Source organism: Vibrio lamellibrachiae (assembly GCF_050337265.1).
Lineage (GTDB): Bacteria > Pseudomonadota > Gammaproteobacteria > Enterobacterales > Vibrionaceae > Vibrio > Vibrio kyushuensis.
In genome coordinates, this window is the sequence record NZ_JAKJSU010000011.1 from 101,437 (window position 1) to 126,866 (window position 25,430).

25 protein-coding genes and 1 other RNA gene are annotated in these 25,430 nt (G+C 43.7%); 7 read left to right on the forward strand and 19 right to left on the reverse strand.

Annotated features, from left to right (window positions below; all coding sequences use genetic code 11):
• Nucleotides 1-24 precede the first annotated feature (24 nt).
• From murG to rsmI, 11 genes are all read right to left on the reverse strand, one after another.
• Nucleotides 25-1,086, reverse strand: a complete 1,062-nt coding sequence (gene murG / locus L4C54_RS18610) for an undecaprenyldiphospho-muramoylpentapeptide beta-N-acetylglucosaminyltransferase (protein ID WP_428809324.1) — start codon at nt 1,084-1,086, stop codon at nt 25-27.
• A complete protein-coding gene (ftsW, locus tag L4C54_RS18615; RefSeq protein WP_428809325.1) occupies nt 1,073-2,272 on the reverse strand; it encodes a cell division protein FtsW in 1,200 nt (399 codons plus the stop codon). Before ftsW ends, murG begins: the two co-directional genes overlap by 14 nt.
• An 18-nt stretch (nt 2,273-2,290) precedes the next feature.
• Entirely contained in the window at nt 2,291-3,610 is a 1,320-nt protein-coding gene (gene murD / locus L4C54_RS18620) for a UDP-N-acetylmuramoyl-L-alanine--D-glutamate ligase (protein ID WP_428809326.1), read from the reverse strand.
• A 28-nt stretch (nt 3,611-3,638) separates the two neighbouring features.
• Complete coding sequence (gene mraY / locus L4C54_RS18625; RefSeq protein WP_428803231.1) at nt 3,639-4,721, reverse strand: phospho-N-acetylmuramoyl-pentapeptide-transferase; 1,083 nt, start codon at nt 4,719-4,721, stop codon at nt 3,639-3,641.
• Nucleotides 4,718-6,079: a UDP-N-acetylmuramoyl-tripeptide--D-alanyl-D-alanine ligase gene (murF, locus tag L4C54_RS18630; protein WP_428809327.1), complete on the reverse strand. Its 1,362-nt coding sequence runs from the start codon at nt 6,077-6,079 to the stop codon at nt 4,718-4,720. Before murF ends, mraY begins: the two co-directional genes overlap by 4 nt.
• Nucleotides 6,076-7,563 (reverse strand): UDP-N-acetylmuramoyl-L-alanyl-D-glutamate--2,6-diaminopimelate ligase, encoded by a 1,488-nt coding sequence (gene murE / locus L4C54_RS18635; RefSeq protein WP_428809328.1) that lies wholly within the window; start codon nt 7,561-7,563, stop codon nt 6,076-6,078. The genes murF and murE overlap by 4 nt, the downstream gene beginning before the upstream one ends.
• Nucleotides 7,564-7,575: 12 nt before the next feature.
• Nucleotides 7,576-9,324 (reverse strand): penicillin-binding transpeptidase domain-containing protein, encoded by a 1,749-nt coding sequence (locus L4C54_RS18640; protein WP_428809329.1) that lies wholly within the window; start codon nt 9,322-9,324, stop codon nt 7,576-7,578.
• The gene (ftsL, locus tag L4C54_RS18645) at nt 9,321-9,638 is read right to left on the reverse strand and encodes a cell division protein FtsL (RefSeq protein WP_428803227.1); all 318 of its coding nucleotides are present in this window, start codon (nt 9,636-9,638) and stop codon (nt 9,321-9,323) included. Before ftsL ends, L4C54_RS18640 begins: the two co-directional genes overlap by 4 nt.
• 5 nt (nt 9,639-9,643) lie before the next feature.
• Nucleotides 9,644-10,594: a 16S rRNA (cytosine(1402)-N(4))-methyltransferase RsmH gene (gene rsmH / locus L4C54_RS18650; RefSeq protein WP_428803226.1), complete on the reverse strand. Its 951-nt coding sequence runs from the start codon at nt 10,592-10,594 to the stop codon at nt 9,644-9,646.
• A 197-nt stretch (nt 10,595-10,791) separates the two neighbouring features.
• Nucleotides 10,792-11,184: RNase P RNA component class A (rnpB, locus tag L4C54_RS18655), an RNA gene on the reverse strand.
• Nucleotides 11,185-11,296: 112 nt separating this feature from the next.
• Nucleotides 11,297-12,160 carry a 16S rRNA (cytidine(1402)-2'-O)-methyltransferase gene (rsmI, locus tag L4C54_RS18660; RefSeq protein WP_428803225.1) on the reverse strand — a complete coding sequence of 288 codons (864 nt, stop codon included), beginning with the start codon at nt 12,158-12,160 and terminating at the stop codon, nt 11,297-11,299.
• Between the two features lie 69 nt (nt 12,161-12,229).
• Between rsmI and L4C54_RS18665 the strand changes: the two genes are divergently transcribed.
• The 4 genes from L4C54_RS18665 to L4C54_RS18680 are packed head-to-tail and all read left to right on the forward strand — an operon-like array spanning nt 12,230 to nt 15,553.
• Nucleotides 12,230-14,035 carry a penicillin-binding protein activator gene (locus L4C54_RS18665; RefSeq protein ID WP_428809330.1) on the forward strand — a complete coding sequence of 602 codons (1,806 nt, stop codon included), beginning with the start codon at nt 12,230-12,232 and terminating at the stop codon, nt 14,033-14,035.
• Nucleotides 14,022-14,390, forward strand: coding sequence for a YraN family protein (locus L4C54_RS18670; protein WP_428809385.1), 369 nt, complete (start codon nt 14,022-14,024; stop codon nt 14,388-14,390). The genes L4C54_RS18665 and L4C54_RS18670 overlap by 14 nt, the downstream gene beginning before the upstream one ends.
• A 3-nt stretch (nt 14,391-14,393) precedes the next feature.
• Entirely contained in the window at nt 14,394-14,984 is a 591-nt protein-coding gene (locus tag L4C54_RS18675; RefSeq protein WP_428803223.1) for a phosphoheptose isomerase, read from the forward strand.
• 2 nt (nt 14,985-14,986) lie between these two features.
• A complete protein-coding gene (locus tag L4C54_RS18680) occupies nt 14,987-15,553 on the forward strand; it encodes a BON domain-containing protein (protein ID WP_428809331.1) in 567 nt (188 codons plus the stop codon).
• Between the two features lie 63 nt (nt 15,554-15,616).
• Here L4C54_RS18680 and sspB read toward each other — a convergent pair whose 3' ends face one another.
• The 8 genes from sspB to zapE form a co-directional block, all read right to left on the reverse strand.
• Complete coding sequence (gene sspB / locus L4C54_RS18685; protein WP_428809332.1) at nt 15,617-16,111, reverse strand: ClpXP protease specificity-enhancing factor; 495 nt, start codon at nt 16,109-16,111, stop codon at nt 15,617-15,619.
• Nucleotides 16,112-16,117: 6 nt separating this feature from the next.
• Nucleotides 16,118-16,753 carry a stringent starvation protein SspA gene (sspA, locus tag L4C54_RS18690; protein ID WP_248009882.1) on the reverse strand — a complete coding sequence of 212 codons (636 nt, stop codon included), beginning with the start codon at nt 16,751-16,753 and terminating at the stop codon, nt 16,118-16,120.
• Nucleotides 16,754-16,844: 91 nt separating this feature from the next.
• The gene (locus L4C54_RS18695) at nt 16,845-17,582 is read right to left on the reverse strand and encodes a cytochrome c1 (protein WP_428809333.1); all 738 of its coding nucleotides are present in this window, start codon (nt 17,580-17,582) and stop codon (nt 16,845-16,847) included.
• Complete coding sequence (locus tag L4C54_RS18700) at nt 17,579-18,844, reverse strand: cytochrome b (protein ID WP_428803219.1); 1,266 nt, start codon at nt 18,842-18,844, stop codon at nt 17,579-17,581. The genes L4C54_RS18695 and L4C54_RS18700 overlap by 4 nt, the downstream gene beginning before the upstream one ends.
• Nucleotides 18,844-19,437: a ubiquinol-cytochrome c reductase iron-sulfur subunit gene (gene petA / locus L4C54_RS18705; RefSeq protein WP_428803218.1), complete on the reverse strand. Its 594-nt coding sequence runs from the start codon at nt 19,435-19,437 to the stop codon at nt 18,844-18,846. Before petA ends, L4C54_RS18700 begins: the two co-directional genes overlap by 1 nt.
• 333 nt (nt 19,438-19,770) lie before the next feature.
• Nucleotides 19,771-20,163 (reverse strand): 30S ribosomal protein S9, encoded by a 393-nt coding sequence (rpsI, locus tag L4C54_RS18710; protein WP_248009878.1) that lies wholly within the window; start codon nt 20,161-20,163, stop codon nt 19,771-19,773.
• Between the two features lie 13 nt (nt 20,164-20,176).
• A complete protein-coding gene (gene rplM, locus L4C54_RS18715) occupies nt 20,177-20,605 on the reverse strand; it encodes a 50S ribosomal protein L13 (protein ID WP_010434689.1) in 429 nt (142 codons plus the stop codon).
• A 247-nt stretch (nt 20,606-20,852) separates the two neighbouring features.
• The gene (zapE, locus tag L4C54_RS18720) at nt 20,853-21,956 is read right to left on the reverse strand and encodes a cell division protein ZapE (protein ID WP_428809334.1); all 1,104 of its coding nucleotides are present in this window, start codon (nt 21,954-21,956) and stop codon (nt 20,853-20,855) included.
• A 144-nt stretch (nt 21,957-22,100) separates the two neighbouring features.
• Between zapE and zapG the strand changes: the two genes are divergently transcribed.
• The 3 genes from zapG (at nt 22,101) to degS (ending at nt 25,266) form a co-directional block, all read left to right on the forward strand.
• Nucleotides 22,101-22,550: a Z-ring associated protein ZapG gene (gene zapG / locus L4C54_RS18725; protein ID WP_428809335.1), complete on the forward strand. Its 450-nt coding sequence runs from the start codon at nt 22,101-22,103 to the stop codon at nt 22,548-22,550.
• Nucleotides 22,551-22,679: 129 nt separating this feature from the next.
• Nucleotides 22,680-24,047: a Do family serine endopeptidase gene (locus L4C54_RS18730; RefSeq protein ID WP_428809336.1), complete on the forward strand. Its 1,368-nt coding sequence runs from the start codon at nt 22,680-22,682 to the stop codon at nt 24,045-24,047.
• Nucleotides 24,048-24,201: 154 nt separating this feature from the next.
• Nucleotides 24,202-25,266 carry an outer membrane-stress sensor serine endopeptidase DegS gene (gene degS / locus L4C54_RS18735; protein WP_428803214.1) on the forward strand — a complete coding sequence of 355 codons (1,065 nt, stop codon included), beginning with the start codon at nt 24,202-24,204 and terminating at the stop codon, nt 25,264-25,266.
• The last annotated feature ends 164 nt before the right edge of the window (nt 25,267-25,430 follow it).

The following is a 25,430-nucleotide window of genomic DNA, read 5'->3' on the forward strand; positions in this document are numbered from 1 at the left end:
AAGGTAGCGGTTTACTTTAAGGCGCTACTTACTGATCGCGATAATGGCATCGGCGACGGTCTTGTCGGCCTCAAGTTTAGCTGCTTCTCGTGCATCACTTGCCATCTTTAACAGTTGTTCTCTATCTAATTCTTTAATCATGTCGGTAAGTTTCTCGACACTTAACTCCGGCTGCTCAATCATCTTCGCTGCGCCACACTCTACTAGATGGTCAGCATTCAACGCTTGCTGCCTATCTCTATGCATGAATGGAATAAAAATAGCCCCGACACCTGCTGCAGCTAATTCAGACACCGTTAATGCGCCAGAACGACAAACGACCAAATCAGCCCATTGATACGCATGCGAAACATCATCTATGAACTCAACAGCTTCAAACTGTTTAACACCGTTCTGCTGATACAAACCTTCGACTTCTGCCTGGTTATTTTTCCCTGCCTGATGACGAATCTGATATTGATCACCTAGCCGCGCCATGACAGGAGGCAGTGTATGGTTAAGGATTCGAGCGCCTTGGCTGCCACCCATAACCAGTATGCGTATAGGCCCACTTCGATCCGCTAATCTCTCTTTCGGCGAGATAATTGCAGCAACATCTTCCCGTACAGGGTTACCCACAACTTCAGCATTAGGGAATGCACCTGGAAAAGCTTGGAAAACTTTCTTAGCAATCTTTGATAACCACTGATTGGTTAACCCAGCCACGGCATTTTGCTCATGAAGAATAACCGGAACACCACTCAGCCAAGCGGCAATACCACCAGGACCGCTAACATAACCGCCCATGCCTAATACCGCATCAGGTTGCCAAGCTTTAATGTAACGTCTTGCTTGAGCTATCGCACCTATGATCTGAAAAGGAGCTTGTAGCAACCCGAGTATTTTCTGGCCGCGGATCCCTTTCACTTTAATGAAATCAATTTCAATACCGTGTTTTGGAACAAGATCTGCCTCCATACGGTCAGCGGTACCGAGCCAACGGATTTCCCAGCCTTGTTGTTGAAGTTTTTTAGCCACAGCTAATCCAGGGAACACGTGTCCCCCGGTTCCACCGGCCATTACCAATAATCTTTTATTCTTTTTCATCGTTATCTATTTCTAATATTGATTGCGGTTTTGACTTGATCCGACATTCATAATCTATTCTGAGTAAGATCGATACAGCAACAGTCATAATAATAAGACTCGAACCACCGTAACTAATCAATGGGAGCGTCAAGCCCTTAGTAGGAACGATTCCCGACGCAGCTCCGACATTGACTAAGGTTTGAAACGCGAACCAGATACCAATACCGAATGCCAAATAGCCACCAAATAGCTCTTGATTATCAAATGCTTTTTTACCGATAAACAGGGCTTTTAGAACTAAGCTAAAGATCAGCATCAGAACCAATACCACACCAATAAACCCAAGCTCTTCCGCTAGCACAGCAAAAACGAAATCGGTATGCGCTTCTGGCAAATATTCTAATTTTTGAATGGAATTGCCGAGCCCTTGACCAAACCACTCGCCGCGACCAAATGCCATCAATGATTGAGTCAGCTGATAGCCACTGCCAAATGGATCTTCCCACGGGTCTAAAAAGGAGGTAACACGCCTCATTCGATACGGTTCAGCAACGATCAAAGCAATAACAGCCATAACCCCTGCTACCATCAATGCAAGAAACTGAGTCAGCTTCGCTCCGGCAATGAATAGCATACCAAACAAGGTAACCAGCATAACAATAACGGTACCCAGATCGGGTTGACCTAAAAGCAATACAGCCAAAGCTGCAAATACCATGATGGGCTTCATAAAGCCGCCAAAAAATGTCTCTCGAACTTCGGCCTGTTTTCTAACTAAGTAGCCCGCCATAAAGATAAACAGCGATAATTTAGCAAGCTCTGCTGGCTGAAGATTAAATAGCCCTAAAGGGATCCAGCGTGATGCCCCATTGACTGACTTACCAATCAAAAGAACGATAATAAGCAAAAAGAATGAGATACCTAAAAGCACTGAGCTATATTGCAGCCATTTTTTAAGCGGAATCTGGAGAACCACAGCTGAGGTACACAGAGCCAATAGTAAAAAAACAGCGTGGCGAAACATAAAGTGGAAAGGTTGATCCGTTAAGCGTGAACTAATAGGAAAAGAAGCCGAGGTCACGATAACAAGACCCGTTAACATCAAGCCAAGCGATATCCATACCAGTTGTCTATCAAACAACGGCTTTGAAGCCGGATGAGAAAACCACTGATGGACATTAGATAAAATACGCGTTACTTGCATACTTTTCCTTAAACCTGTTTATGCATACTTTAAAGCCAACTCGGTGAAAGCATCACCTCTCGCCATAAAATTCGGGTACTGATCAAAACTGGCACAGGCAGGAGAGAGCATCACCATATCACCACGCTCTAATTTTGGTAAAACCTCGGTAATAATGTCACTCATTGATTCAAATTTTTTCGCCGATGCATGCAGAGGCATGAAAGCATCCGCATCAGCACCATAGCAGCACAACTCTAGTGTCAACGGTTGCAACACAGGTACTAGTTCTGAAAAATCAGCCCCTTTTCCATCTCCACCAACCAACAAATAAAGAGTACCTTGGCAGTGAAGGCCAGATAAAGCAGCTATTGTACTAGCAACGTTGGTCGCTTTTGAATCATTGACCCATTTGACCCCTTTATTATCAGCGACTAACTGGCATCGATGAGTCAGGCCGCTGTAAGATTTCAGTGCAGAAAGACCCTGTGTAAAATCGATCTCAGCTTGAGACAATAAAGCGAGAACAACTAAAGCATTAGCCACATTATGTCGGCCAACTAGCGTTAGCTCTTCGGTCGCAATGACAGGCTTGCCTTTAGCGAACAGATATTCTGTATCTAGATATTCACCTAAACAAAAGTCACTTTTATCATCAAGACCGAATGTAATTAAAGAGTTAACGGCGGCATCTGGATAAGTCAGTTTATCCTGATGATTAACTATGCAGTGCTCAGAATTGTCAAAAATACGTAGCTTGGCGTCTCGATAATCATGCATACCCTCGTAGCGATCCATGTGATCTTCAGAGAGATTCAAAAATGCAGCGGCTGATAGATTGAGACTTGATGTGGTTTCCAATTGAAAACTAGAAAGCTCAAGAATGTAGAGATCGGCATCTTGCTGAAGTAGATCCAATGCAGGCACGCCGATATTACCGCCGACTCCCACCTTTAGACCAGATGCTTTAGCAACCACACCAGAGAGATCGGTAACGGTACTTTTACCATTTGAGCCAGTAATGGCAATAACGGGCTTATTCACATGCCATGCAAATAGCTCAATATCACCAACAATTTTAATTCCAGCTTTCGCGACTTGCTGAAGCTCTGGAGTCGCCAATGCGATGCCAGGGTTAACGACGACAAGATCAGCGCCTAGTAACCATTCTAGATTCCAACTACCTTGATGTAATTGAATGTCGTGGGAAAGCTTGTCTGCACCTGGTGGTGCGGAACGTGTATCAATCACTTTAATTGAAAAAGGCTTTGATATATTCAGTAAATGGTTAACGACTGAAAGCCCGGTGATACCAAGCCCTACTACGACAACGTTTTCAACTTTATCCCACGGATTCATTGGCTATCCATAATAATTCTACAACGGCTTAACGTACTTTTAGTGTCGCAAGTCCAACTAACACTAACACAATAGAGATGATCCAAAAGCGAACGATAACACGAGGTTCAGGCCAGCCTTTGAGTTCATAGTGGTGATGAATCGGTGCCATGCGGAAAATACGCTGACCACGTAATTTGTAAGAACCAACTTGTAGAATCACTGACAATGTTTCGATAACAAAAACACCGCCCATGATCACCAGTACAAACTCTTGGCGAACAAGCACAGCAATAGTTCCAAGTGCGCCGCCTAATGCTAGTGAGCCAACATCGCCCATAAATACTTGCGCAGGGTAAGTGTTAAACCATAGAAAGCCTAACCCAGCCCCAACAATTGCCGTACAGACAATAACAAGCTCAGAGGCGAGTGGGATATGAGGAATATGTAGGTAGTTGGCAAAGTTAACATTACCCGTTGCCCAAGCGATCGCAGCAAAACCAGCAGCAACCAACACTGTTGGCATAATCGCTAAACCATCAAGGCCATCGGTAAGGTTAACCGCGTTACTGGTTCCCACAATAACAAAGTAAGTCAGTACAATGTAGAACAAGCCCAACTGCGGCATGACTTCTTTAAAGAAAGGCACAACAAGCTGAGTTGCCGCAGTATCTTTACCATGCCAGTACAGCGCAAACGCAACAACGAGAGCAATCGCTGACTGCCAAAAATACTTCCAACGAGCAATCAAGCCATCGGTATTCTTACGCACTACCTTGCGGTAATCATCGACAAACCCAACCGCACCATAGCCTCCGAGTACACCAATAACAGCCCAAACATAGGGGTTAGATAAATCAGCCCACAATAGTACCGTTATAATAATGGCAGCTAGAATCATGATGCCGCCCATTGTCGGGGTACCACGTTTGCTAAAGTGAGATTCAGGGCCGTCGTTACGAACAACTTGGCCGATTTGTAGCATCTGCAAGCGCTTAATTAATCGCGGTCCCATCCACAGTGAGAGGGCCAAAGCCGTTAAAATACTAACAATCGCTCGAAATGAAAGGTATTCAAACAAACGAAAAAAAGACACGTATGGCTGAAATAGTTCTGCAAGCCAAATAATCATGAATGGTTCTCCTTCAAAGCAGCTACAATTTTGCTCATCCCCGCACTATTTGCCCCTTTGACTAATAGTGTGTGGTGCTGTTTATTATGCTGTTCTAATTGCTGCTCAATGTATGTATTCATACGTTCATGTGTTTCAAAATGATGGCCATGGCAAAGCTCGCTAATAACTTTGGCATCGTCACCATACGTTAAAACGTATTCGAAATTAAATCGGGCTGCATATTCACCGACTTGGCGATGAAGTGCAAGACTTTCGCCGCCTAACTCCGCCATATTACCTAAAATTAACCAACGCTGACTTTGGAAGCTAGATAACAAGTCTACTGCCGCGTTCATAGCAGGCACACTAGCGTTATAGCTGTCGTCAATTAAACGAATAGAAGACGATAGCTCAATTGCTTCTACACGGCCTTTTACTTCCATTAAATGCGTTAAGCCATGTTTGATATCTTCTAACTCAACACCACACTCTATAGCGAGTGCCGCAGCAGCCAGTGCATTGGAAATATTATGACGACCAATAATACCCAGTTGAACAGTTATACTGCCTTGTGGCGTTTGCATCAAAAATTGCGCCGCACCCTGTTCATTTATTGAGATGTCAGATGCGAAAAGGTCAGCTTTTGTATTATTCACCGAAAAAGAGACGATCTTTTTATCAGCAAGAACTTCACTCCAACGTTCGCCACCGTGGCTATCAAGGTTCATCACTGCGACCCCGTTTTCAGGCAGTCCTTGATAAATTTCACCCTTCGCGATTTTCACTCCTTCAATTGAGCCAAAGCCCTCTAAATGTGCAGCCGCTACATTATTGACGAGTGCAATATCCGGCTTTACCAACGCTGTGGTATAAGCAATTTCACCAATGTGATTAGCACCGAGTTCAATAACCGCATAGTCATCACTTGGGTGCGATCGAAGCAGCGTTAAAGGAGCTCCAATCTCATTATTAAAGTTTCCAGCCGTATAGAGCACTTGCCCCTGTGTCGATAAGATACTGGCTAGCATCTCTTTCACCGTGGTTTTGCCACAACTTCCGGTAATTGCAACGGTTGGGATCTCGCACTGCTTGTGAATCCATGCGCCCAGTTGGCCTAATGCCAGTTTTGTATCTCTAACGACAAGCTGCGCTACATCCACATCACACACTCGGCTAACTAACAGTGCTTTAGCACCATTATCAATAGCCTGTTGAACAAAACCATGAGCATCAAAGCGTTCACCAATCAAGGCGATAAACAGTGTATTTGATTCGATCTTTCTCGTATCCGTCGATACTTGAGTAATAGTGTTATCGGAACCAATTAGCTGAGCATCAAGAACCTTAGCGAGCTGAGATAAAGAGACAGAGATCATAGTGTGATACCTAACAATTTTTGTGCTGACTCTCTATCAGAGTAATGTACGGTTTCAGTTGCCATCACTTGATAATCTTCATGGCCTTTACCGGCTAATAAAATAATATCTTGGTTACTCGCGTTTGATAAAGCGTAATCCAATGCGTTAAAACGACTATGCTCAACACGCACCTTCTCCGGTGCACTTAATCCAGCCAACATATCAGCAACGATTAATTGCGGTGATTCACTGCGTGGATTGTCATCGGTTAGTATCACCTCATCAGCATGAGTCTCAGCAATTTTAGCCATCATTGGTCTCTTACCAATATCTCTATCCCCGCCACAACCAAAGATAGCCCATAACTTGCCAGTACAATGAACCTTGAGTGCTAATAACGCTTTCTCTAAAGCGTCAGGCGTGTGAGCGTAATCGACCACTACCTTTGCTTGCTGAACGTTCTTGAACAGCTCCATTCGCCCAAGTACTGGCGTGATCTGAGGGGCCGTATCAATCAGGCTTTGCTTATCAAAGCCTAAGCTCAATAAGGTAGTCAATGCTAACAACAGATTGCTTGCATTAAATTCACCAATGAGAGGCGAAGTAAAACTGCCATCACCAAATTGTCCGGAAAATGTCAGTGTTATTCCCACTTCACTGTATTGAACATCAGTTGCATACACACAACCTTGTTCGTTTGCATTTGGCATTAAGGAAACACCAATAGCATTGGGTAGGTCTTTACACCAACCCGCGCCAACAGGATCATCAATATTAATCACAGCGGTTTCACAATGATGCTTGGTAAACAGTGCTTTTTTGGCTTCACCGTACTCGTGCATTGTACCGTGATAATCCAAATGATCTCGGCTTAGGTTGGTGAACACGCCAACTGAAAATGGTAATGCGCTCACTCGCCCTTGGACTAATCCATGGGAAGATATTTCAAGCGCCGCGTAATCCGCTCCATCTAGAGCCAATTGGCTAAGTGTTTGCTGGATTTCAATCGCACTGCCAGTGGTATTAAGCGCAGGCTTTAAGTTGTCTAAGAAACCGTTACCGGTTGTCCCCATCACCGCAGCTGATTTGTTTAATAAACCAATCCACTGAGCAATAAGCTGAGTAATGGTTGTTTTACCGTTTGTTCCGGTAACACCGATTAAAGTATTTGGCTTCTCGGAATACAAACGACCAGCAAGCGGAGATAGATAAATATCAAGCTCATCCACGTAAATAACAGGTACACCTAACTTGTGACAGATAAAACCATGAGGGAACTGGTCGCAAGCCTGAGCGATAACCGATGAAGCGCCTTGTGCAACAGCTGAGTCAATGTACTTTCGCCCATCCACTTGATGCCCTTTTACGGCTACAAAGGTATCACCTGTTGAAACCTTACGGCTATCTAGCTCGAGATGAGTCACAGGGAGAAGAGCAACAACCTGATCGGATAACTCAATCCAAGGTAACAAAAGCTGACCAAGTGTAATTTCAGAACTCATGCTATTTATCTCTTATTTAATGACTTTTAATTGGTTTTCGTCGGGTGCGACGTTCAATATCTGTAGTGCGCCTTTCATGATCTCAGCAAAGACAGGGCCAGCAACTGAACCACCGTAATAGTTATCACCCTGAGGCTCATTGACCACAACAACTAACGCTAATCTTGGGTCGCTCGCAGGGGCAACGCCTGCCGTATAGGCAAAATACTCATCACCATAACCACCAGCAACGGCTTTACGAGAGGTCCCCGTTTTAGCTGCAATTCTGTATCCAGGAACGGCTGCGCGAGTCGCGGTACCACCGGGTTGAGTTACTGTTTCTAGCATTTCCAGTACAAGACGAGCGTTTTCATCATCAATCACTTGTCTAGAAAGATCTTGCTGATTGTTCTCAATAATATGGATTGGTTGATACTCACCATAATTGCCTAGCGTGGCGTAAGCGTGCGCTAACTGCAAAGGTGTAATCGTTAATCCATAACCAAATGATAGCGTCGCAATTTCATGCTTTGACCAGCGACGTCGGTTGGGGAATATACCCGCAGTCTCACCGACTAAGTTAAGACCCGAGGTTTCACCAAAACCGACTGAACTATACATTCCTAGTAGGGCTTCGAGAGGCATATCTAAAGCAAGGGTAGCAACACCAATGTTACTCGATTTTTTCAATATCGTGGTGAGATCGGCTTTGCCAACTTTAGAGGTATCAACCACTCGGCTGCCACCAATACGCATTACACCATTACCCGTATCGATAACGGTATTCTTATTCGCAGTGCCATTTTCAAGAGCTGCTAATACCACAAATGGTTTAACCGTAGAGCCCGGTTCAAACGCATCGGTAATAACGCGGTTTCGCATTTTAAATGATTGTAAATCAGAACGATTATTCGGATTGTAAGAAGGCGCATTGACCATTGACAATACTGCACCACTTTTTACATCAAGTAGAATCGCAGAGCCAGACGTTGCTCTTGTGTCCGCCACAGCCTGCTTAATCGCTCTAAATGAAATGGCTTGTAACCGCTGATCAATAGTCAATGCAAGAGGCTCGCCTTCCTCTTGTTTTTCAAGTGATATATTCTCAACAACTCGACCATAGCGGTCTTTACGAATAATTCGCTTACCGGCTTCACCTGTTAGCCATTTATCATAGCTTCTTTCAACACCCTCTAAGCCATGACCATCAATACCTGTCACACCAACTAAGTGAGCACTAACTTCTCCAGCCGGGTAATAGCGTCTAGATTCAGACTTCAGACCAACACCAGTTAGCTTTAGCTCTCGGATATAGTTCGCCATGGCCGGGCTTACCTGTCTTTGAAGGTAGATAAATCGGCGCTTTTCATTACTGCGAATTTTTTCAACTAACCCTTTACGATCAAGCCCTAAAACGTCGGCAAGTGCATACCATCGGTCAAGATCATCAAGTCCACTTTTCTTGAAGATAGCAACAGGATCGGCCCAAACAGCTTCAACCGGAACACTCACCGCAAGTGGCTCATCATTTCGGTCTGAAATAATCCCTCGGGCAGAATGAATGGTTTTGGCTCTGACAGTACGCATATCACCTTGACGGATGAGGTTGTCAGGTTCAATCACTTGAATGTAACCGATACGAGCAACAAGAATCGAAAAACAAGCAAACACACAACAGATCAATAAATAGAAACGCCAACGAATCAGCAGAGGAGCATCCGCTTTAGGTTTCGGTTTGGTTTTGTTGCTTTTAGGTATGACTGAGGCTTTTTTGCTTTTCATTGCAGGTTAATAATCACTTCTTTGTCTGCGTCAGGGCGACGCATCTCGAGCTCTTTCTTTGCCATAGCCTGAACTCGACTATGCTCAGCAAGTGCTGTCTCTTCCAAAATAAGGTTTCGCCATTCATTGGCTAGCTGATCTCGATTAAGCAGCATGGTGTTTTTTTCGGAAATTGCTTGTCGGGAGTGGTGAGTAATAAACACCACTCCCATCGCACTAGTAAAGATCAAAATTAGCATCAGTAACGGCAACCGACCGACTGTAAACAGGTCAGTTACGATGACTTTAGCTAAGTTTGGTGCGCGATCACTCATGCAATCTACAGTTTTTCAGCAATACGTAATACAGAACTACGAGAACGTGGGTTCTGATCGACCTCACCTTCACTTGGCTTATTCGCTTTACCAATCGGCTTTAAATCAGGTGAGCCTAACTCACTAATCTGAGCTTCAGTGAGTGGAATACCGTGAGGAACTTGCGGTCCTTTACTCTCTTTACGAATAAAACGCTTAACCATGCGGTCTTCTAACGAGTGAAAGCTAATCACAGACAAGCGACCTTGCGGTGCTAGAATGCTTGCAGCACCTTTGAGTGCTGTATCAATCTCTTCTAGTTCACTGTTGATGTAGATTCGAAAAGCTTGGAATGCACGCGTTGCAGGATGCTTCTTCTCTTTGAAGCTTTTAGGTGCAGCTTCTGAAATTAACTTGGCCAACTGACCGGTGCGTGTCAACGGCTCTTTTTCTTCATCATCGCGATGAGCCACGATTGCTTTTGCAATTCGACGTGCGTGTTTATCTTCACCGAACTCGCGGATAACCCAGGTAATGTCATCTAAATCAGCGCCTAGTATCCATTCAGATACAGAAATTCCGCTGGTTGGATCCATGCGCATATCCAATGGACCATCTTTCATAAAGCTAAAGCCACGTTCAGCGTCATCCAACTGAGGCGATGAGACGCCTAGATCAAGTAATACGCCGTCTACTTTACCCACTAAGTTGTAACGCTCAGCGTATTCTGCCATTCCAGAGAACGGGCCGTGGATAATAGTAAAGCGGGGGTCATCAATTTTTTGCGCTTCAGCGATCGCCTGTGGATCTCGGTCAATACTGAACAAGCGACCATTCTCTCCCAACTGAGACAAGATCGTTCGACTGTGGCCACCACGGCCAAATGTCCCATCTATATAGGTACCATCGGGCTTAATGGCTAATCCATCAATCGATTCGTGGAGTAAAACAGAAATATGTTGGAATGATTCAGTCATGTTGGTCTCATCAAGCTTGGGCTGAAGGCGATAACACTAAAAACAGATAAACATCAGTGTACTGATTTCACGAGCTATCGCTACTGTTTGCGCAAAACATCACGTGATATTGCGCTAAGTTTAGTGGTAACAGAATAATTTTCGTCAATATAAAGCAAAAAACCCATCATAACTCTACGTTATGATGGGCTTCGAATTGGTGGAGTTGACACATACGCCGGGTTCTGTCTCCGCTTGCGCGGCGGTAACCATTCGTCTAGGCCTGCAATCGCTCACAGGCTCAAGCAATCTACCCGCCCCCATACGCGAGCAGCGCAATGTGAGGGCCTATTTGATCTTGCTCCGGGTGGAGTTTACCTTGCTACGCACTGTTGCCAGACGCACGGTGCGCTCTTACCGCACCCTTTCAGCCTTACCTGTACCTCTTCCGAAGAAATGAGGCCATCGGCGGTCTTCTCTCTGCTGCACTTGTCGTTAGCTCACGCTACCCAGGCGTTACCTGGCACCCTGCTCTAAGGAGCCCGGACGTTCCTCCCCTTCATCAGTCTCCCGAAGGACATCAATGAAGCAGCGATTACCCAGTCAACTCCGAGGCGGATTGTATAGATAAGCGCAGAGCGTGTCTAGAGTGAAGTAAGCTTAAACGCCATTAGGGTTAAACAGCCCGTTCAATCGTTCAATAAACAGCCAACAAAGACCAGTTTAATCTAGGTTTTCAAGACCCCATTTATAAAGCGCGTTTTTCTTTAAGTTGTAAATTTCAGCCGTCATTGCTGCGGCCTTTTTAAGAGGTAACTCTTTGGTCAAAATCGTCAACGTTCTCGTGACTTCCTCTGCAATAGTATCGTCAGCAATTTCACGATAGCCGTGGATCAACAGTACCATTTCACCACGACGTTGATTTTCATCACTGCTCACCCACTCAATAAGCTCGCCCAAAGGCAATTTTTTAATGGTTTCAAACGTCTTGGTGATCTCTCGAGCCAATACCACTTCACGGTTTGGACCCAATATATCGAGCATGTCAGCCAGAGAGTCTAAGATACGATGTGGTGATTCATAGAAAATACAGGTTCGCTCTGCCTTAGCAATTTCTAAGAACTTATCTTTGCGGCCTTTACTCTTCGGCGGCAAAAAACCTTCAAAACTAAAACGGTCAGACGGAAGACCCGAAGCACTTAAAGCGGTAATAACGGCGCAAGCACCTGGCAGAGGAACAACTCTTACACCTGCTTGACGACATTTATTAACTAAATGGTATCCTGGATCACTAATTAACGGCGTTCCAGCATCAGAAACTAATGCAATGGACTGCCCTTCACATAATCTATCAACTAAGACTTGAGCTTTTTGCTGTTCATTGTGATCATGCAAGGGGAACGTTTTGGTTTTAATATTGAAGTGAGCAAGTAAACGACCCGTATGGCGAGTATCTTCAGCGGCAATCACATCGACAGTGGATAATATATCGATGGCACGCTGGGTAATATCACCCAAATTGCCTATTGGAGTCGGAACAATATAGAGAGTTGGGATCTCTGCTGGCAATGTTTTGTTGTCTGTCATTTGTTTACCATCACTTCAACGATTAATATAGAGATAATTTTACACATACAAGTATAAGAATGCATGGCTATGAAGAACCATAAGAGAATCAGTGTACCACGCTTACTCACCCCTGTTGCACTCGCAATCGTGTTGTCAGCGTGTTCGTCTAAACCTTCAGCACCTACCTATGTTGATATTTTGCTCGACCCTGTCCAATCTGCTCAGAACTACCTAATGCAGGCGGACAGTTCACAAGGCCAGATTCAAAATGATTGGTTAATCATGGCATTTAAAGCTGCGATTGAAAGTAATGACTTGGAATTGGCAGACCGTCTATCAAAACGAATTGTTAAACAACCTCTGACTCAATTGCAGCAATCAGAGTGGCAGCTCTCAAGAGCTGAATCATTAGGCCTTCAAGGTGAGTATCATCAGGCTTTATCCCGACTCAATTTCCAATCAGATTGGTCCCTACCAGATGAGCAATGGATCGATTACTACCAGCTAAGGTCAGAGCTATACACCAATCAATCGAGATTCTTTGAAGCAAGTAAAGAGCTTGTTCAACTCACTGAGTATCAAGACGAAGTCGAGCAACATAACACTGCTGATTTGATTTGGAGTAATTTAGAACGCTATGAATCCGATCAAATGGCACTGCTCAGCTCTTCAACGGATGAAGCCGTTATTGATGGGTGGGTGCAATTAAGCGTTTACATGAAAACGCTCTCAACAGATATTCCAATGCTCAAAAATAGCCTGGCTAACTGGCTAGAAGAGAATCCCAATCACCCTGCAAGTCTTTATACACCAAAAGCGATTCAGGATATTTTGGATCTAGAAATAGCTAAACCAACAAATACCGCTATTTTACTGCCGCTATCAGGCAAGTTTGGTAAGCAAGCTCAGCTTATTCGCGATGGCTTTATTATGGCAATGATGAACGACAGTGATCGCGATGAAGAAGCGACCTTAACCATTATTGATACTAACAAAACATCAAAAGATGAACTTGAAACGATCTTGATTGAGAAAAATATCGATTTTGTTGTTGGTCCATTGACCAAGGATAATGTCGAGCAACTTGAAGAGATCCAAGCAAATCTGGCTTATCACATCCCAACGCTCGCACTTAACATTCCAGAGCACCTAGAAGTAGGGACGGGAACTTGTTACTTAGCGCTTTCCCCTGAGCAAGAAGTCGCTCAAGCCGCTAAATACCTTCACCAGCAGGGTTATCAATACCCACTAGTCCTTGCGCCTCAAGGTAAGCTTGGTCAGCGAGTGAGTGAAGCCTTCAGCGCTGAGTGGGAAAAACTCAACGACAATAAAGTTGCCGTGAATTTATTTGGTGATAAAAGACAGCTTCAACGTAATATAAATTCCGTGTTTGGGCTTCAGCAGAGCCAGCAACATATTGCTCAAATAGAAGCACTGATGGATATTCCTTTAGAGAGCCAACCGCGCAGCCGTCGTGATATCGATGCTGTCTACATTGTTGCTAACAGTTCAGAGTTAACGCTGATTAAGCCCTTTATTGAAGTCGCGATCAACCCAGACACTAAGCCACCAGAGCTATTTTCAAACTCTCGCAGTAATAGCGGCAATAAACAATACGAAGATCTAACAGGGATCACCTATAGCGATATTCCTCTGCTATTGCAAAACGACAGTGCTTTAAATGCGCAGATGGAGCAGTTATGGCCACGTGATTCAAACGCTGAACGCCGACTTCAAGCATTAGGTATCGATGCCTATCATATGATGGAACAGCTACCTCAAATGAAGATCGTTCCAGATCATAGCTATCAAGGACAGACAGGTCTATTGAGTATCGATGGAAATTGTATCGTTCAAAGAGAGATTAGCTGGGCGGAATATGGGGCTCTTTAGCCGAAGAGATAAAGGTCAACATTATGAGACCGTCGCTAAAGTTTATTTAGAAGGTTGCGGTCTTATTCTTATTGAGAGAAACTTTACAGCTCGATGTGGCGAAATTGATCTCATCATGTACGATGGTAGCTGCGTCGTTTTTGTTGAAGTTCGCTATCGAGAGAACAAGCACTATGGTCATGCAGCGGAGACGATTTCTTCGCACAAAGTGGCTAAACTATTAAAAACGGCTAACTATTGGCTTTTGAAAAAAGGCCACTCAGTTGAGCAAACCGATCTCCGTTTTGATGTTATTGCTATCCACCAGCAAGGAAAGCAAATCGAATGGATAAAAAATGCAATTACTCAAGGATAATCAATGCTAGACAGCATTAAAGACAGCTTCACTGAAAGCATTCAAATTCAAATTGCAGCAGCCGAAGCTCTCCCGGATGCTATAACTCATGCCGCGCAAGCGATGGTGGCGAGCCTGCTAAATGGCAATAAAATTCTTTGCTGCGGCAATGGAGGCTCCTCTTCAAATGCTCAGCAGTTTGTCTCCTGCTTTCTAAATCGATTTGAAACAGAGCGCCCTAGCCTGCCAGCAATGGCCTTGACGGCTGACAATACCACCATGACTGCTGTTGCTAATGACTACCACTATCAAGAAATCTTTTCAAAGCAGGTACGTGCATTTGGGCAAGCCGGTGATATTTTGTTAGCCATTTCGACCAGCGGCAACAGCAAGAATATCATTAAAGCGATGGAAGCTGCGGTGACTCGAGATATGACAATCATTGCATTTACCGGTAAAGATGGTGGTGAGATGGCAGGGTTGCTGGGTGAACACGATGTCGAAATTCGCATCCCTTCTCACAGAACGCCAAGAATTCATGAAGTACATATGGTTACTCTTCACTGTTTATGTGATCTTGTTGACCAAGTATTATTTCCAGCGCACGAAGAGTAGCAATGAGAGCACCACACTATTTAGTCATCATTTTGACCATGCTTTCCCTTACGGGCTGTGCAGGGCTTTCAAGCCCCGGCAGTACACAAGATTCAGTAATCGCAGATTCTAGAACCACTAAAGATAAGTGGAATGACAGCAATATAGAATTTGAAGTTGCCGGTCTTGGAAATAAATCCCCATTTCGAGGGGAAGTACGTATAACAGCAAGTTCATACAATGGAACGGTAGTACTGATTGGTCAAGCGAAAACTCAGAACCAACTGGATAGCTTTATCGAACAAGCTCAAAAGATTAAAGGGGTTGATACGATACACAATCAAATCCGAATTAAAGAGCCATTGTCGGTTACAGCCATGAGCAGTGATAGTTGGATCACGACTAAGGTCAAATCGGCACTGTTAACAAAATCAGAGTTAAGCGGTGTCACAGTGAAAGTCATCACTGAAGATAAAGAAGTCTTCTTGCTAGGGTACGTATCTCAAGAACACGCTGATATTGCTACTGAGGTGGCGCGTAACATTTCAGGCGTAAAACAAGTGGTTCGAGCCTTTCAATATGGTGATTGAAGCCAAACACCCTGATAAACAGTAATTTTAGATAATAAAAAAGCAGCTATTAAGCTGCTTTTTTTATTTAACTACTCGTAAACTAGGGCGACCTTTCGGTTTGGGCGGCTCGTCTAAGGGCGTATCACCGTCTGACACTTCAACAGTTGTCTCACCTTCAGAAACTGAAGTTAAGCTGCTAACGGGTGCTTCTTCCTCTACATCACTGATTTGTGATTCAGAGTCAAGGTAAGCCTCTTCAGGGTCGAACATCGTTCCTGCCCCATTCTCTCTAGCGTAGATTGCTTGTACCGCATAAAGAGGGGCAATAACGGAATGAGGACGACCACTAAAACGAGCGCTAAAAGTAATGGCGTCGTTTCCTAGCTCTAAGTTCCCCACCGCTCTAGGCGCTATATTCAAAATGATTTGGCCATCTTGAATAAACTCTTGAGGAACTCTAACACCCGGCATAGTTGCATCAACAACTAAGTGAGGTGTTAAATCATTATCCACTAGCCACTCATAAAATGCTCTGAGCATATATGGGCGGCGTGGAGTCATTTTCTCAATATCCATCAATAACTATCGGCTTAAACGCATCTCACGCTCAGCTTCAGTTAGAGAAGCTAAGAAAGAGTCACGTTCAAATACTCGGCTCATGTAAATTTTAAGCTCTTTTGAACCCGGGCCAACAAGATCAATACCAAGTTGAGGTAGACGCCACAATAGCGGTGCTAAGTAGCAGTCAATCAAGCTAAACTCTTCGCTCATGAAGTACTCGTACTCTGCAAATACAGGAGCAAGAGTGAGTAAATCGTTACGAAGCTTGTTGCGAGCATTTTCTGCTTCTTCAGCGTTACCTTTCACTACTTTTTCAGCTAGTGAATACCAGTTACGCTCAATACGGTAGATCATCAGACGACTATTACCACGAGCTACTGGATAAACAGGCATCAGTGGTGGGTGAGGAAAACGCTCATCGAGGTATTCCATAATGATTTTTGAGTCGTACAGTGCAAGTTCACGATCGATTAGCGTTGGTACGGATTTGTACGGGTTAAGTTCGATAAGCTCGTTAGGCAAATTAGCTTCATCAACGAGTTCGATCTCAACACTTACGCCTTTCTCAGCCAGGACAATACGAACCTGATGGCTATACATATCAGATGCACTTGAAAACAATGTCATCACAGAACGTTTATTGGCAGCTACAGCCATGGAGCCCTCCAGCATACTTACAGATACAAAAAATAATGGAGGCTTAGCCTCCATTGTACATAATAAAAATCAGCGTGCGATTATAGCATATTTAGTGCACATCACGCCAATACTCTTTCTTAAGCAACACTATAAAGATAGTTAAGATAACTAAGAAAGCCATGACCCACCAACCTAAAGCTTGACGCTCTAATTTTACCGGGTCACCCGAGTATTCTAAGAAGTTCACTAAGTCACGAACCGCTGAATCATACTCTTCACTGTTTAGCTCACCAGAACCGTCAGTTTCGATTCCGACAATCACCTGTTTCTCTTTACCATCTACAATCTTAGTTTCGTAAATCGCGCGAGGAATGCCTTGCAGTTCTTCAAGAACGTGCGGCATACCGACACTAGGGAAAACAGTGTTATTGACACCGAATGGACGGCTTGGATCTGCGTAGAATGAACGAAGATACGTATAAAGCCAGTCAGTACCGCGAACTCGAGCTACTAATGTTAGGTCTGGTGGTGGTCCACCGAACCATTTAGCAGCAGAATCTTGAGGAATTGCACTCACCATTAGATCGCCAATTTTTGCCTCTGGGTCAAAAACAAGGTTTTCCATCATGAGATCAAGAGGGATATCAAGGTCCTTCGCAACTCGTTCGTAACGCTGATACTGCGTTGCATGACAAGCAAAACAGTAGTTCATGAATAACTTCGCGCCATTTTGCAAAGACGCCTTATCAGACATGTCGTTGTTTGCTTTGTCTAAAGGAACCTTTGCGCCCGCTGCCATCGCCATCGCAGGTAACATCGCAAATAAAATTACAATCCACTTCTTCATTTGAATTTCACCCTAGTTGGTAACGGTTTCGTAGCCTCATTCTTACTGTAGAACCACAGAAGTACGAAGAACATGAAATAACCTAAGCTAAAGATTTGAGCCATTAATGTATATGTTGCAGTGGCTGGAAGCGCACCCAATACACCTAGCGCAATGAAGCTGATAGTGAACTGAATAATATTAATCAGATGTAGCTTACTACGGTAACGGTAAGAACGTACTTTACAGCGATCAAACCAAGGTAGAAGGAACAACACCACAATAGACGCGCCCATCGCGACAACACCCAGAAGCTTATCTGGAACAGCACGAAGAATTGCGTAGAACGGCGTGAAGTACCATACCGGAGCAATGTGCTCTGGAGTCTTCAGTGGGTTTGCTGCTTCAAAGTTAGGTGGCTCAAGGAAGTAGCCTCCCATCTCTGGATTAAAGAACAGTACATAACAAAATAGGAATAAGAAACCGGCAACGCCCACTAAATCTTTAACCGTTCCATAAGGGTGGAATGGAATACAATCAATAATGTCGTATTTCTTAGAGTAATTATCGTGGAATTTAAACTGTGTCTTATAGTCATCACCCATAGAGCCTTTAGGTAATTTAGTCTCAATACCGTCAGGGTTGTTAGAGCCAACCTCATGTAGCGCTAGAACGTGAAGAACAATAAGAAGCAACAAAACAATAGGCAGAGCGATAACGTGAAGCGCGAAGAAACGGTTTAACGTTGCTCCGGAAATAACATAGTCACCACGAATCCATAGTGTTAGGTCATCACCTATAACGGGAATAGCCCCAAATAGCGAGATGATTACCTGTGCTCCCCAGTAAGACATTTGTCCCCAAGGTAGCAAGTAACCCATAAAGGCTTCAGCCATAAGCACTAGGAAGATCAGCATTCCAAATAGCCACAGTAGCTCACGAGGCTTTTGGTAAGAACCGTAAATCAACCCACGGAACATGTGCAGATAAATCACAACAAAGAACGCAGACGCGCCTGTAGAGTGCATATAACGTAGTAGCCAACCATATTCCACATCACGCATGATGTATTCAACGGAAGCGAATGCCCCTTCACCAGAAGGAACGTAGTTCATTGTTAGCCAGATTCCCGTAAGGATTTGGTTAACTAAAACCAACATAGCCAGTGAACCGAAAAAGTACCAAAAGTTGAACGTTTTTGGCATTGGATATTCAGATAGATGCTTTTTATAAGAATCCATCACTGGTAGACGTTTTTCTACCCAATCAAGTAGCGCTTGCATTATGCCTCCCCTGTGTCATCAACACCGATCATAATTTTGGTTTCGCTCATATACATATGTTGCGGTACAACTAAGTTGAGCGGCGCTGGAACTCCTTGGAATACACGTCCAGCCATATCGAACTTAGAGCCGTGACAAGGACAGAAGAAACCAGACTTAACGCCCTGAACCTGCTCGCTAAAGCTATCAGGTAGGTACGTAGGCGAACAACCTAAGTGAGTACAAATACCCACTGCAACAAAATACTCTGGCTTAATCGAACGATAAGCATTTTGAGCATATACAGGCTGCTGTTCTTCACCAGAGCTTGGATCGCGTAATTGACCATCTAGAGCTTTAAGCCCATCGACGACTGATTGAGCACGACGAACAACCCATACAGGTTTACCTCGCCACTCAACACGAACCATCTGACCTTCTTCGAGTTTACCTATATCGACTTCTACTGGTGCACCAGCAGCTTTCGCTTTCTCACTTGGGTTCCAAGATTTAATAAAAGGAACGGCGACCGCTGCTGCTCCCAAACCACCAACAACCGCAGTTGAGGCAGTTAAGAAACGTCTACGACCGTTATTTAAAGGCGCGTTGCTCATCCAAACATTCTCCCATTTGCTCCCTTTGGATAGTAGATATTCCGCTTACAGAGCATGGCTAACAAAGTAAAATTTTAATTATATTTATTTGATTGCAAATGATAATTAAAACCCTACTTTTTGACAAGATAAAGCTACCTTTTTGTAACATTCAAAGGGGAAAGCCTATCCTAGGTCACAAAAGAGACTGAATTAAAAGGGAAAGGGATCGAGGGGGATAAATAGGAAGAATTTTCAGATGTTAAAAAAACAAAAAGCCCGGCATATAGCCAGGCTTTTGAACCACAATTCCAGTACTGAAACTGGAGCGTGTATTTTTCTGTAAAAGAAAAATTAACGCTTAGAGAATTGAGGTTTACGACGTGCTTTACGTAGACCAACTTTCTTACGTTCAACGCAACGAGCGTCACGAGTAACGTAACCAGCTGCACGTAGCGCAGGACGTAGAGACTCATCGTATTCCATTAGCGCGCGAGTGATACCGTGACGGATAGCACCTGCTTGACCAGAAATACCACCACCTTTAACAGTGATGTATAGGTCTAATTTCTCAGTTAGTTCAACTAGCTCAAGAGGTTGTTTAACAACCATACGAGAAGTTTCACGACCGAAGTAAACATCAAGGCTACGCTTGTTGATTACGATCTCACCGCTGCCTGGTTTGATGAAAACACGAGCTGCTGAGCTTTTGCGACGACCAGTGCCGTAGTATTGATTCTCTGCCATTGTCTTAATCCCCTTAGATGTCTAGTACTTGTGGCTGTTGAGCAACATGGTTGTGCTCAGTACCAGCGTATACTTTAAGCTTACGGTACATTGCGCGGCCTAGTGGACCACGTGGCAACATACCTTTAACTGCTAGTTCAAGAACCATTTCTGGTTTCTTAGCAATTAGCTTTTCAAAAGTGATTGTTTTAAGACCACCAGGGAACTCAGAGTGACGGTAGTAAACCTTACCCTTAGCTTTGTTACCAGTTACAGCAACTTTCTCAGCGTTAACAACGATGATGTAATCACCTGTGTCTACGTGAGGAGTGTATTCTGCTTTGTGCTTGCCGCGTAGGCGAGAAGCGATTTCACTTGCTAGACGGCCAAGAGTTTTGCCTTCAGCGTCTACAACATACCAGTCGCGTTTTACAGTTTCTGGTTTAGCAACGAAAGTTTTCATGCTAATAATTACCTATTTAAAAAAATTTACACTTAAGGAATACTTACGTATTCCCACTGTCTAAGAGTTACCATTCATCACCCCTTCGAGTGTTGGAAAACTCTTGGCGTAACGTGATTTTACTCATCGTTAGAGGCCCGCAGTAACGGTAGGTCGCAGGATTATAGAGAAGAGCGAAGAAAAAATCACCTCTTTTTGAATAAAATCACGATTTTTTTTGGCGCGCTCGTACCGCTCAAATAATCAACTAGCTTAGATGCTCTTTCGCTAAGTAATCATGACTTTGCATTTCAATCAATCTTGACTGACAACGTTTAAATTCAAATTCGAGAAATTCGCCACTATATAGGCTCTCAAGTGCCACCTCTGCTGAGATAATCAATTTTACGTTTCTCTCATAAAACTCATCTACCAAAGCAATGAACCGTCTCGCGGCATCATCAAGACTCGCAACCATCAATTCGACATCGGCAAGCAGTACAGTGTGATAGATTTTGGAAATCTCAATGTAATCGTTTTGACTACGGGCACTTTTACAAAGCTGCTCAAAGGTTGCGTGTAACACGCCATCACTTGCCTCTATCACATCAATAATTCGGTGATTCACATCGATACTGGTTTGGATTGGTTTATCTTCACCAACAAGCTGAGCGTAATAGCGATATAAATTTTTGTTCGCCACTTCATCAAGTGGATAGTGATAAATCTCAGCTTGCTCTAATGTTCTCAAACGGTAGTCCACACCACTATCAACGTTCATCACCGTACAGTGCTTCTGAATCAAATTAATCGCAGGGATGAACCTTGCTCGTTGCAATCCATTTCGATAGAGATCGTGAGGTGGAATGTTAGAGGTCGCAACAAGGATAACTTGTCGCTCAAATAGCGCTTGAAATAGAGTGCCCAAAATCATCGCATCAGTAATATCGGAAACAAAAAACTCATCAAAACAGATGATGTCTGTTTCTTGTTTAAATTTATCCGCGACGATTTCCAAAGGATCTGCCACCTCTCCTAGAGCTTTCAATTCGTCATGGACACGGTACATAAAACGATGGAAATGAACGCGCATTTTTTTATCACTCGGCAATGAATCAAAAAATGAATCCATTAAATAGGTTTTACCTCGACCGACTCCCCCCCAAAAGTACAGTCCATCAGGTACCTCAGCCGACTTAGCCTTTTTGCCAATCAGTTTTTGCCAACGAGTAAGTGAAACCTTGGGGGTATTGATATATTCAACAATCTGATGATGAAGATTATCCAGTGCCTCAACCGCTTCAGATTGCGCATCATCCCTTTGAAAACCATGCTCTTTTATGTCTTTCTCATACTTCTGTTTTGGTGTCATATCAAAATCGCTTACTGCAAATTAACCCTGCAAAATAATTGCATTTCTCTTTATCGAGCCTTCAGCTCATAGTAACATGCCACTTATACATGTGTAAGCAAGTGGTAACGAGCATGTTAATTTCTCAGTCAATAAGGAGCTATTATGCCTTGGATTTACGCCGTTGTAGGCTTATTAATTGGTACTGTATTAGGAGTTATTTTCGGTCGTTTCACGACGCCTGAATATAAAAAACAAAAGTCTGTGCAAAAAGACTTAGACACCGCAAAGTTCGCTCTTGAGCAGCAGAAACAAGAACTGACTGACTATTTCGCACAAAGTGCCGAGATGCTCGATACGCTAGGAAAAGATTACACCAAGCTTTATCAACATATGGCAAAAACCTCAGCCGAGCTACTACCGAACCAGCCTGAGCAAGACAATCCTTTTACCAAACAGATTACCCTTCAAGCCAATGAAGAATCGACGGTAGAAACAATCAATACAGCGGATCAGGCACCGAAAGATTACGCTAAGGGTCCAACTGGGCTGTTTACGGATAAAGAGAAAGAGATCATTCATTCAGAAGAAGTCGTTACAGCTAAAGCTTCTTAATCTTGTGAATTAATTTTGAATGGGAACTAAGTAAAGGTTTTTGAGTCATAACTCAGACTAGTGTCTTTTGTCATTTCAACGCCAACCAATGCATTGAAAGTAAGATCTTAATCTAATTGGAGTTATCAGATGAAAAAACCTTTGCTTTTATTAACGTCCCTCATCCTCAGCTTAAGTTCAATCATCATCCCTGCATCTGCTACTGCCGCTTTACCTGTCTTAGTCAATGATCAAGCTCTACCTAGCCTAGCACCTATGCTCGACACGGTGACTCCAGCTGTAGTGAGCATTGCCGTTGAAGGCACACAAGTTTCTCGGCAGCAACTTCCAGAACAATTTCGCTTCTTCTTTGGTCCTGACTTTCCAACTGACCAAGTACAAGAAAGACCTTTCAGAGGGCTTGGTTCCGGCGTTATTATCGACGCAGAGCAAGGGCATATTGTCACCAACTATCACGTCATTAACGGCGCCGAAACAATTCGGGTGAAGTTGAAAGATGGACGAGAATATGACGCAGAGCTCGTTGGTGGTGATCAAATGTCCGACATTGCGCTTCTCAAGCTAGAAGAAGCAAAGAACCTTACTCAAATTCAATTAGCTGATTCTGACAAATTACGAGTCGGTGATTTTGCGGTTGCCATTGGCAACCCATTTGGCTTAGGGCAAACCGTCACCTCTGGAATCGTATCCGCTTTAGGTCGAAGTGGGCTTAACCTAGAAAACTTTGAAAACTTTATTCAAACCGATGCCGCGATTAATAGCGGTAACTCCGGTGGCGCTCTGGTTAACCTAAACGGTGAACTAATTGGTATTAATACCGCTATTCTTGGGCCAAATGGCGGCAACGTCGGCATTGGTTTTGCTATTCCTGCCAATATGATGAAAAACCTGACAGGGCAAATACTCGATTTTGGTGAAGTGAAACGCGGCATGCTAGGGGTTCAGGGTGGAGAGATCACCTCTGAGCTTGCAGAAGCCCTAGGCTATGAATCAAGTAAAGGCGCGTTTGTTAGTCAAGTCATCCCTAATAGTGCAGCCGATGATGCAGGCTTACTTGCGGGTGACATTATCACCACTATCAATGGTAAAAAAATCGATACCTTTAGTGAACTTCGCGCTAAAGTCGCCACTCTAGGAGCGGGAAAACAACTTACTTTAGGCGTCGTTCGTGATGGGAAAACCATGGATTTTGATGTGACCCTTGGTGAGCAAACGACCAGTAAAACTGCCGCTGATAAATTGCATGCCGGTTTATCCGGTGCGGAACTAACCAACACAACAGACAATGATGTCATTGAAGGTATTAAAGTATCCAATATTGAAGAAGGCTCCTCTGCCGCAGCGTATCAACTTCAAGCTGGAGACATCATTATCGGGGTGAACCGTAAACGAGTTAAGAACATCGCAGACCTCAGGGCGATTATCGATCAAAAACCGGGGGTTTTAGCGCTTAACATTCAGCGTGGTGATCGAACTATTTATCTCGTTGTCAGATAACTGATTTAAAAATCAGCCATTAAAAATGTTAAAAGGCGACACCAATAAAGGTGTCGCCTTTTTGTTATTTATCAATCTAATGCTATGCTTCGACAGCGCACGCGGTAAAAACACGTTTGATTTTTAGGGTTATTATTCTATTTCTGAGGAAAGTATGCTGAGGTTCATGTTACGTTCGGTTATTTTAGGTTTGGCAACAGCACTCATTTTATTACTTGCTATCCCATCGTTACGCCCAAACCTTTTGCCACAAGTTATTCCTTCGGTAACGGATAGCTTTACCTCTCCGCAATTATCATTTAATGACGCGGTTCGAAAAGCAGCACCCGCTGTCGTTAATATTTACAGCCGAAAATACACTGAAGATAATCGCACTAAGCTTTCCACTCAGGGCCTTGGATCAGGGGTAATAGTCAGTGAGAAAGGCTACATTATTACCAACTACCACGTTATTGCCCAAGCAGATCAAATCATCGTAGCTCTTCAAGACGGGCGTGTCGCAGCCGCACAACTGGTTGGAAAAGACCGCCGCACCGATATCGCTATCTTACAGATTGAAGGTACTAATCTGCCTATCATTCCGCAAAACCCAAATTACGCAGCAAAGGTGGGTGATGTCGTTCTTGCAATAGGCAACCCATATAACCTGGGTCAAACGACAACCTTTGGCATCATCTCAGCAACAGGCCGATCTTCTATCAGCGCAGATGGACGCCAAGCATTCATTCAAACCGATGCTGCTATCAATCAAGGTAACTCTGGTGGCGCACTAGTCAACAGTCAGGGTGAACTTGTTGGCATCAACACCGCTTCTTTCCAACAGGCGACTGATTTAGAAACCTACGGCATCTCATTTGCGATTCCTTATACCCTTGCAAATAAAATCATGAATAAAATCATTGCTGATGGTCGAGTGATTCGTGGCTATATTGGTATTGATGGTCAAGATATAAACTCAGTTACCTCTCGACTACTAGGAAATGAACACTTAGGTGGCATTGTGGTGTTAGGCGTTGACCCTAATGGTCCTGGCGCTAAAGCTGGCTTTGTCGCTCAAGACATTATTCTAAAAATTGATGGGCACAAGGTTAATGGACGTCAAAGTGTCATGGATATCGTTACAGACCTTCGCCCAGGTACAGAAGTTGAAGTACTGATATTGAGAAAAGGCGAAGAGCTTACTTTGCCAGTGACCATTGCTGAAGACTCTCGTGAGTAACCATTTATTAGAAGTCGCGTTAACGCGTTTAGTAAATAGCTCTAGCAGCTCTTGTAAACGCAACCAGAACTGAGGCTATTTACTCTAGAAGTAAGTTATTCGAAAAAGTAATTACTTAATAAATAATTTTCTCCAAAAATAATAAAGCCCCTAACGTTAGGGGC

Bases quoted from the DNA above. Each gene is read 5' to 3' on its own strand.
- murG (WP_428809324.1), bottom strand. From the start codon at position 1,086: ATGAAAAAGAATAAAAGATTATTGGTAATGGCCGGTGGAACCGGGGGA.
- ftsW (WP_428809325.1), bottom strand. From the start codon at position 2,272: ATGCAAGTAACGCGTATTTTATCTAATGTCCATCAGTGGTTTTCTCAT.
- murD (WP_428809326.1), bottom strand. From the start codon at position 3,610: ATGAATCCGTGGGATAAAGTTGAAAACGTTGTCGTAGTAGGGCTTGGT.
- mraY (WP_428803231.1), bottom strand. From the start codon at position 4,721: ATGATTATTTGGCTTGCAGAACTATTTCAGCCATACGTGTCTTTTTTT.
- murF (WP_428809327.1), bottom strand. From the start codon at position 6,079: ATGATCTCTGTCTCTTTATCTCAGCTCGCTAAGGTTCTTGATGCTCAG.
- murE (WP_428809328.1), bottom strand. From the start codon at position 7,563: ATGAGTTCTGAAATTACACTTGGTCAGCTTTTGTTACCTTGGATTGAG.
- L4C54_RS18640 (WP_428809329.1), bottom strand. From the start codon at position 9,324: ATGAAAAGCAAAAAAGCCTCAGTCATACCTAAAAGCAACAAAACCAAA.
- ftsL (WP_428803227.1), bottom strand. From the start codon at position 9,638: ATGAGTGATCGCGCACCAAACTTAGCTAAAGTCATCGTAACTGACCTG.
- rsmH (WP_428803226.1), bottom strand. From the start codon at position 10,594: ATGACTGAATCATTCCAACATATTTCTGTTTTACTCCACGAATCGATT.
- rsmI (WP_428803225.1), bottom strand. From the start codon at position 12,160: ATGACAGACAACAAAACATTGCCAGCAGAGATCCCAACTCTCTATATT.
- L4C54_RS18665 (WP_428809330.1), top strand. From the start codon at position 12,230: ATGAAGAACCATAAGAGAATCAGTGTACCACGCTTACTCACCCCTGTT.
- L4C54_RS18670 (WP_428809385.1), top strand. From the start codon at position 14,022: ATGGGGCTCTTTAGCCGAAGAGATAAAGGTCAACATTATGAGACCGTC.
- L4C54_RS18675 (WP_428803223.1), top strand. From the start codon at position 14,394: ATGCTAGACAGCATTAAAGACAGCTTCACTGAAAGCATTCAAATTCAA.
- L4C54_RS18680 (WP_428809331.1), top strand. From the start codon at position 14,987: ATGAGAGCACCACACTATTTAGTCATCATTTTGACCATGCTTTCCCTT.
- sspB (WP_428809332.1), bottom strand. From the start codon at position 16,111: ATGGATATTGAGAAAATGACTCCACGCCGCCCATATATGCTCAGAGCA.
- sspA (WP_248009882.1), bottom strand. From the start codon at position 16,753: ATGGCTGTAGCTGCCAATAAACGTTCTGTGATGACATTGTTTTCAAGT.
- L4C54_RS18695 (WP_428809333.1), bottom strand. From the start codon at position 17,582: ATGAAGAAGTGGATTGTAATTTTATTTGCGATGTTACCTGCGATGGCG.
- L4C54_RS18700 (WP_428803219.1), bottom strand. From the start codon at position 18,844: ATGCAAGCGCTACTTGATTGGGTAGAAAAACGTCTACCAGTGATGGAT.
- petA (WP_428803218.1), bottom strand. From the start codon at position 19,437: ATGAGCAACGCGCCTTTAAATAACGGTCGTAGACGTTTCTTAACTGCC.
- rpsI (WP_248009878.1), bottom strand. From the start codon at position 20,163: ATGGCAGAGAATCAATACTACGGCACTGGTCGTCGCAAAAGCTCAGCA.
- rplM (WP_010434689.1), bottom strand. From the start codon at position 20,605: ATGAAAACTTTCGTTGCTAAACCAGAAACTGTAAAACGCGACTGGTAT.
- zapE (WP_428809334.1), bottom strand. From the start codon at position 21,956: ATGACACCAAAACAGAAGTATGAGAAAGACATAAAAGAGCATGGTTTT.
- zapG (WP_428809335.1), top strand. From the start codon at position 22,101: ATGCCTTGGATTTACGCCGTTGTAGGCTTATTAATTGGTACTGTATTA.
- L4C54_RS18730 (WP_428809336.1), top strand. From the start codon at position 22,680: ATGAAAAAACCTTTGCTTTTATTAACGTCCCTCATCCTCAGCTTAAGT.
- degS (WP_428803214.1), top strand. From the start codon at position 24,202: ATGCTGAGGTTCATGTTACGTTCGGTTATTTTAGGTTTGGCAACAGCA.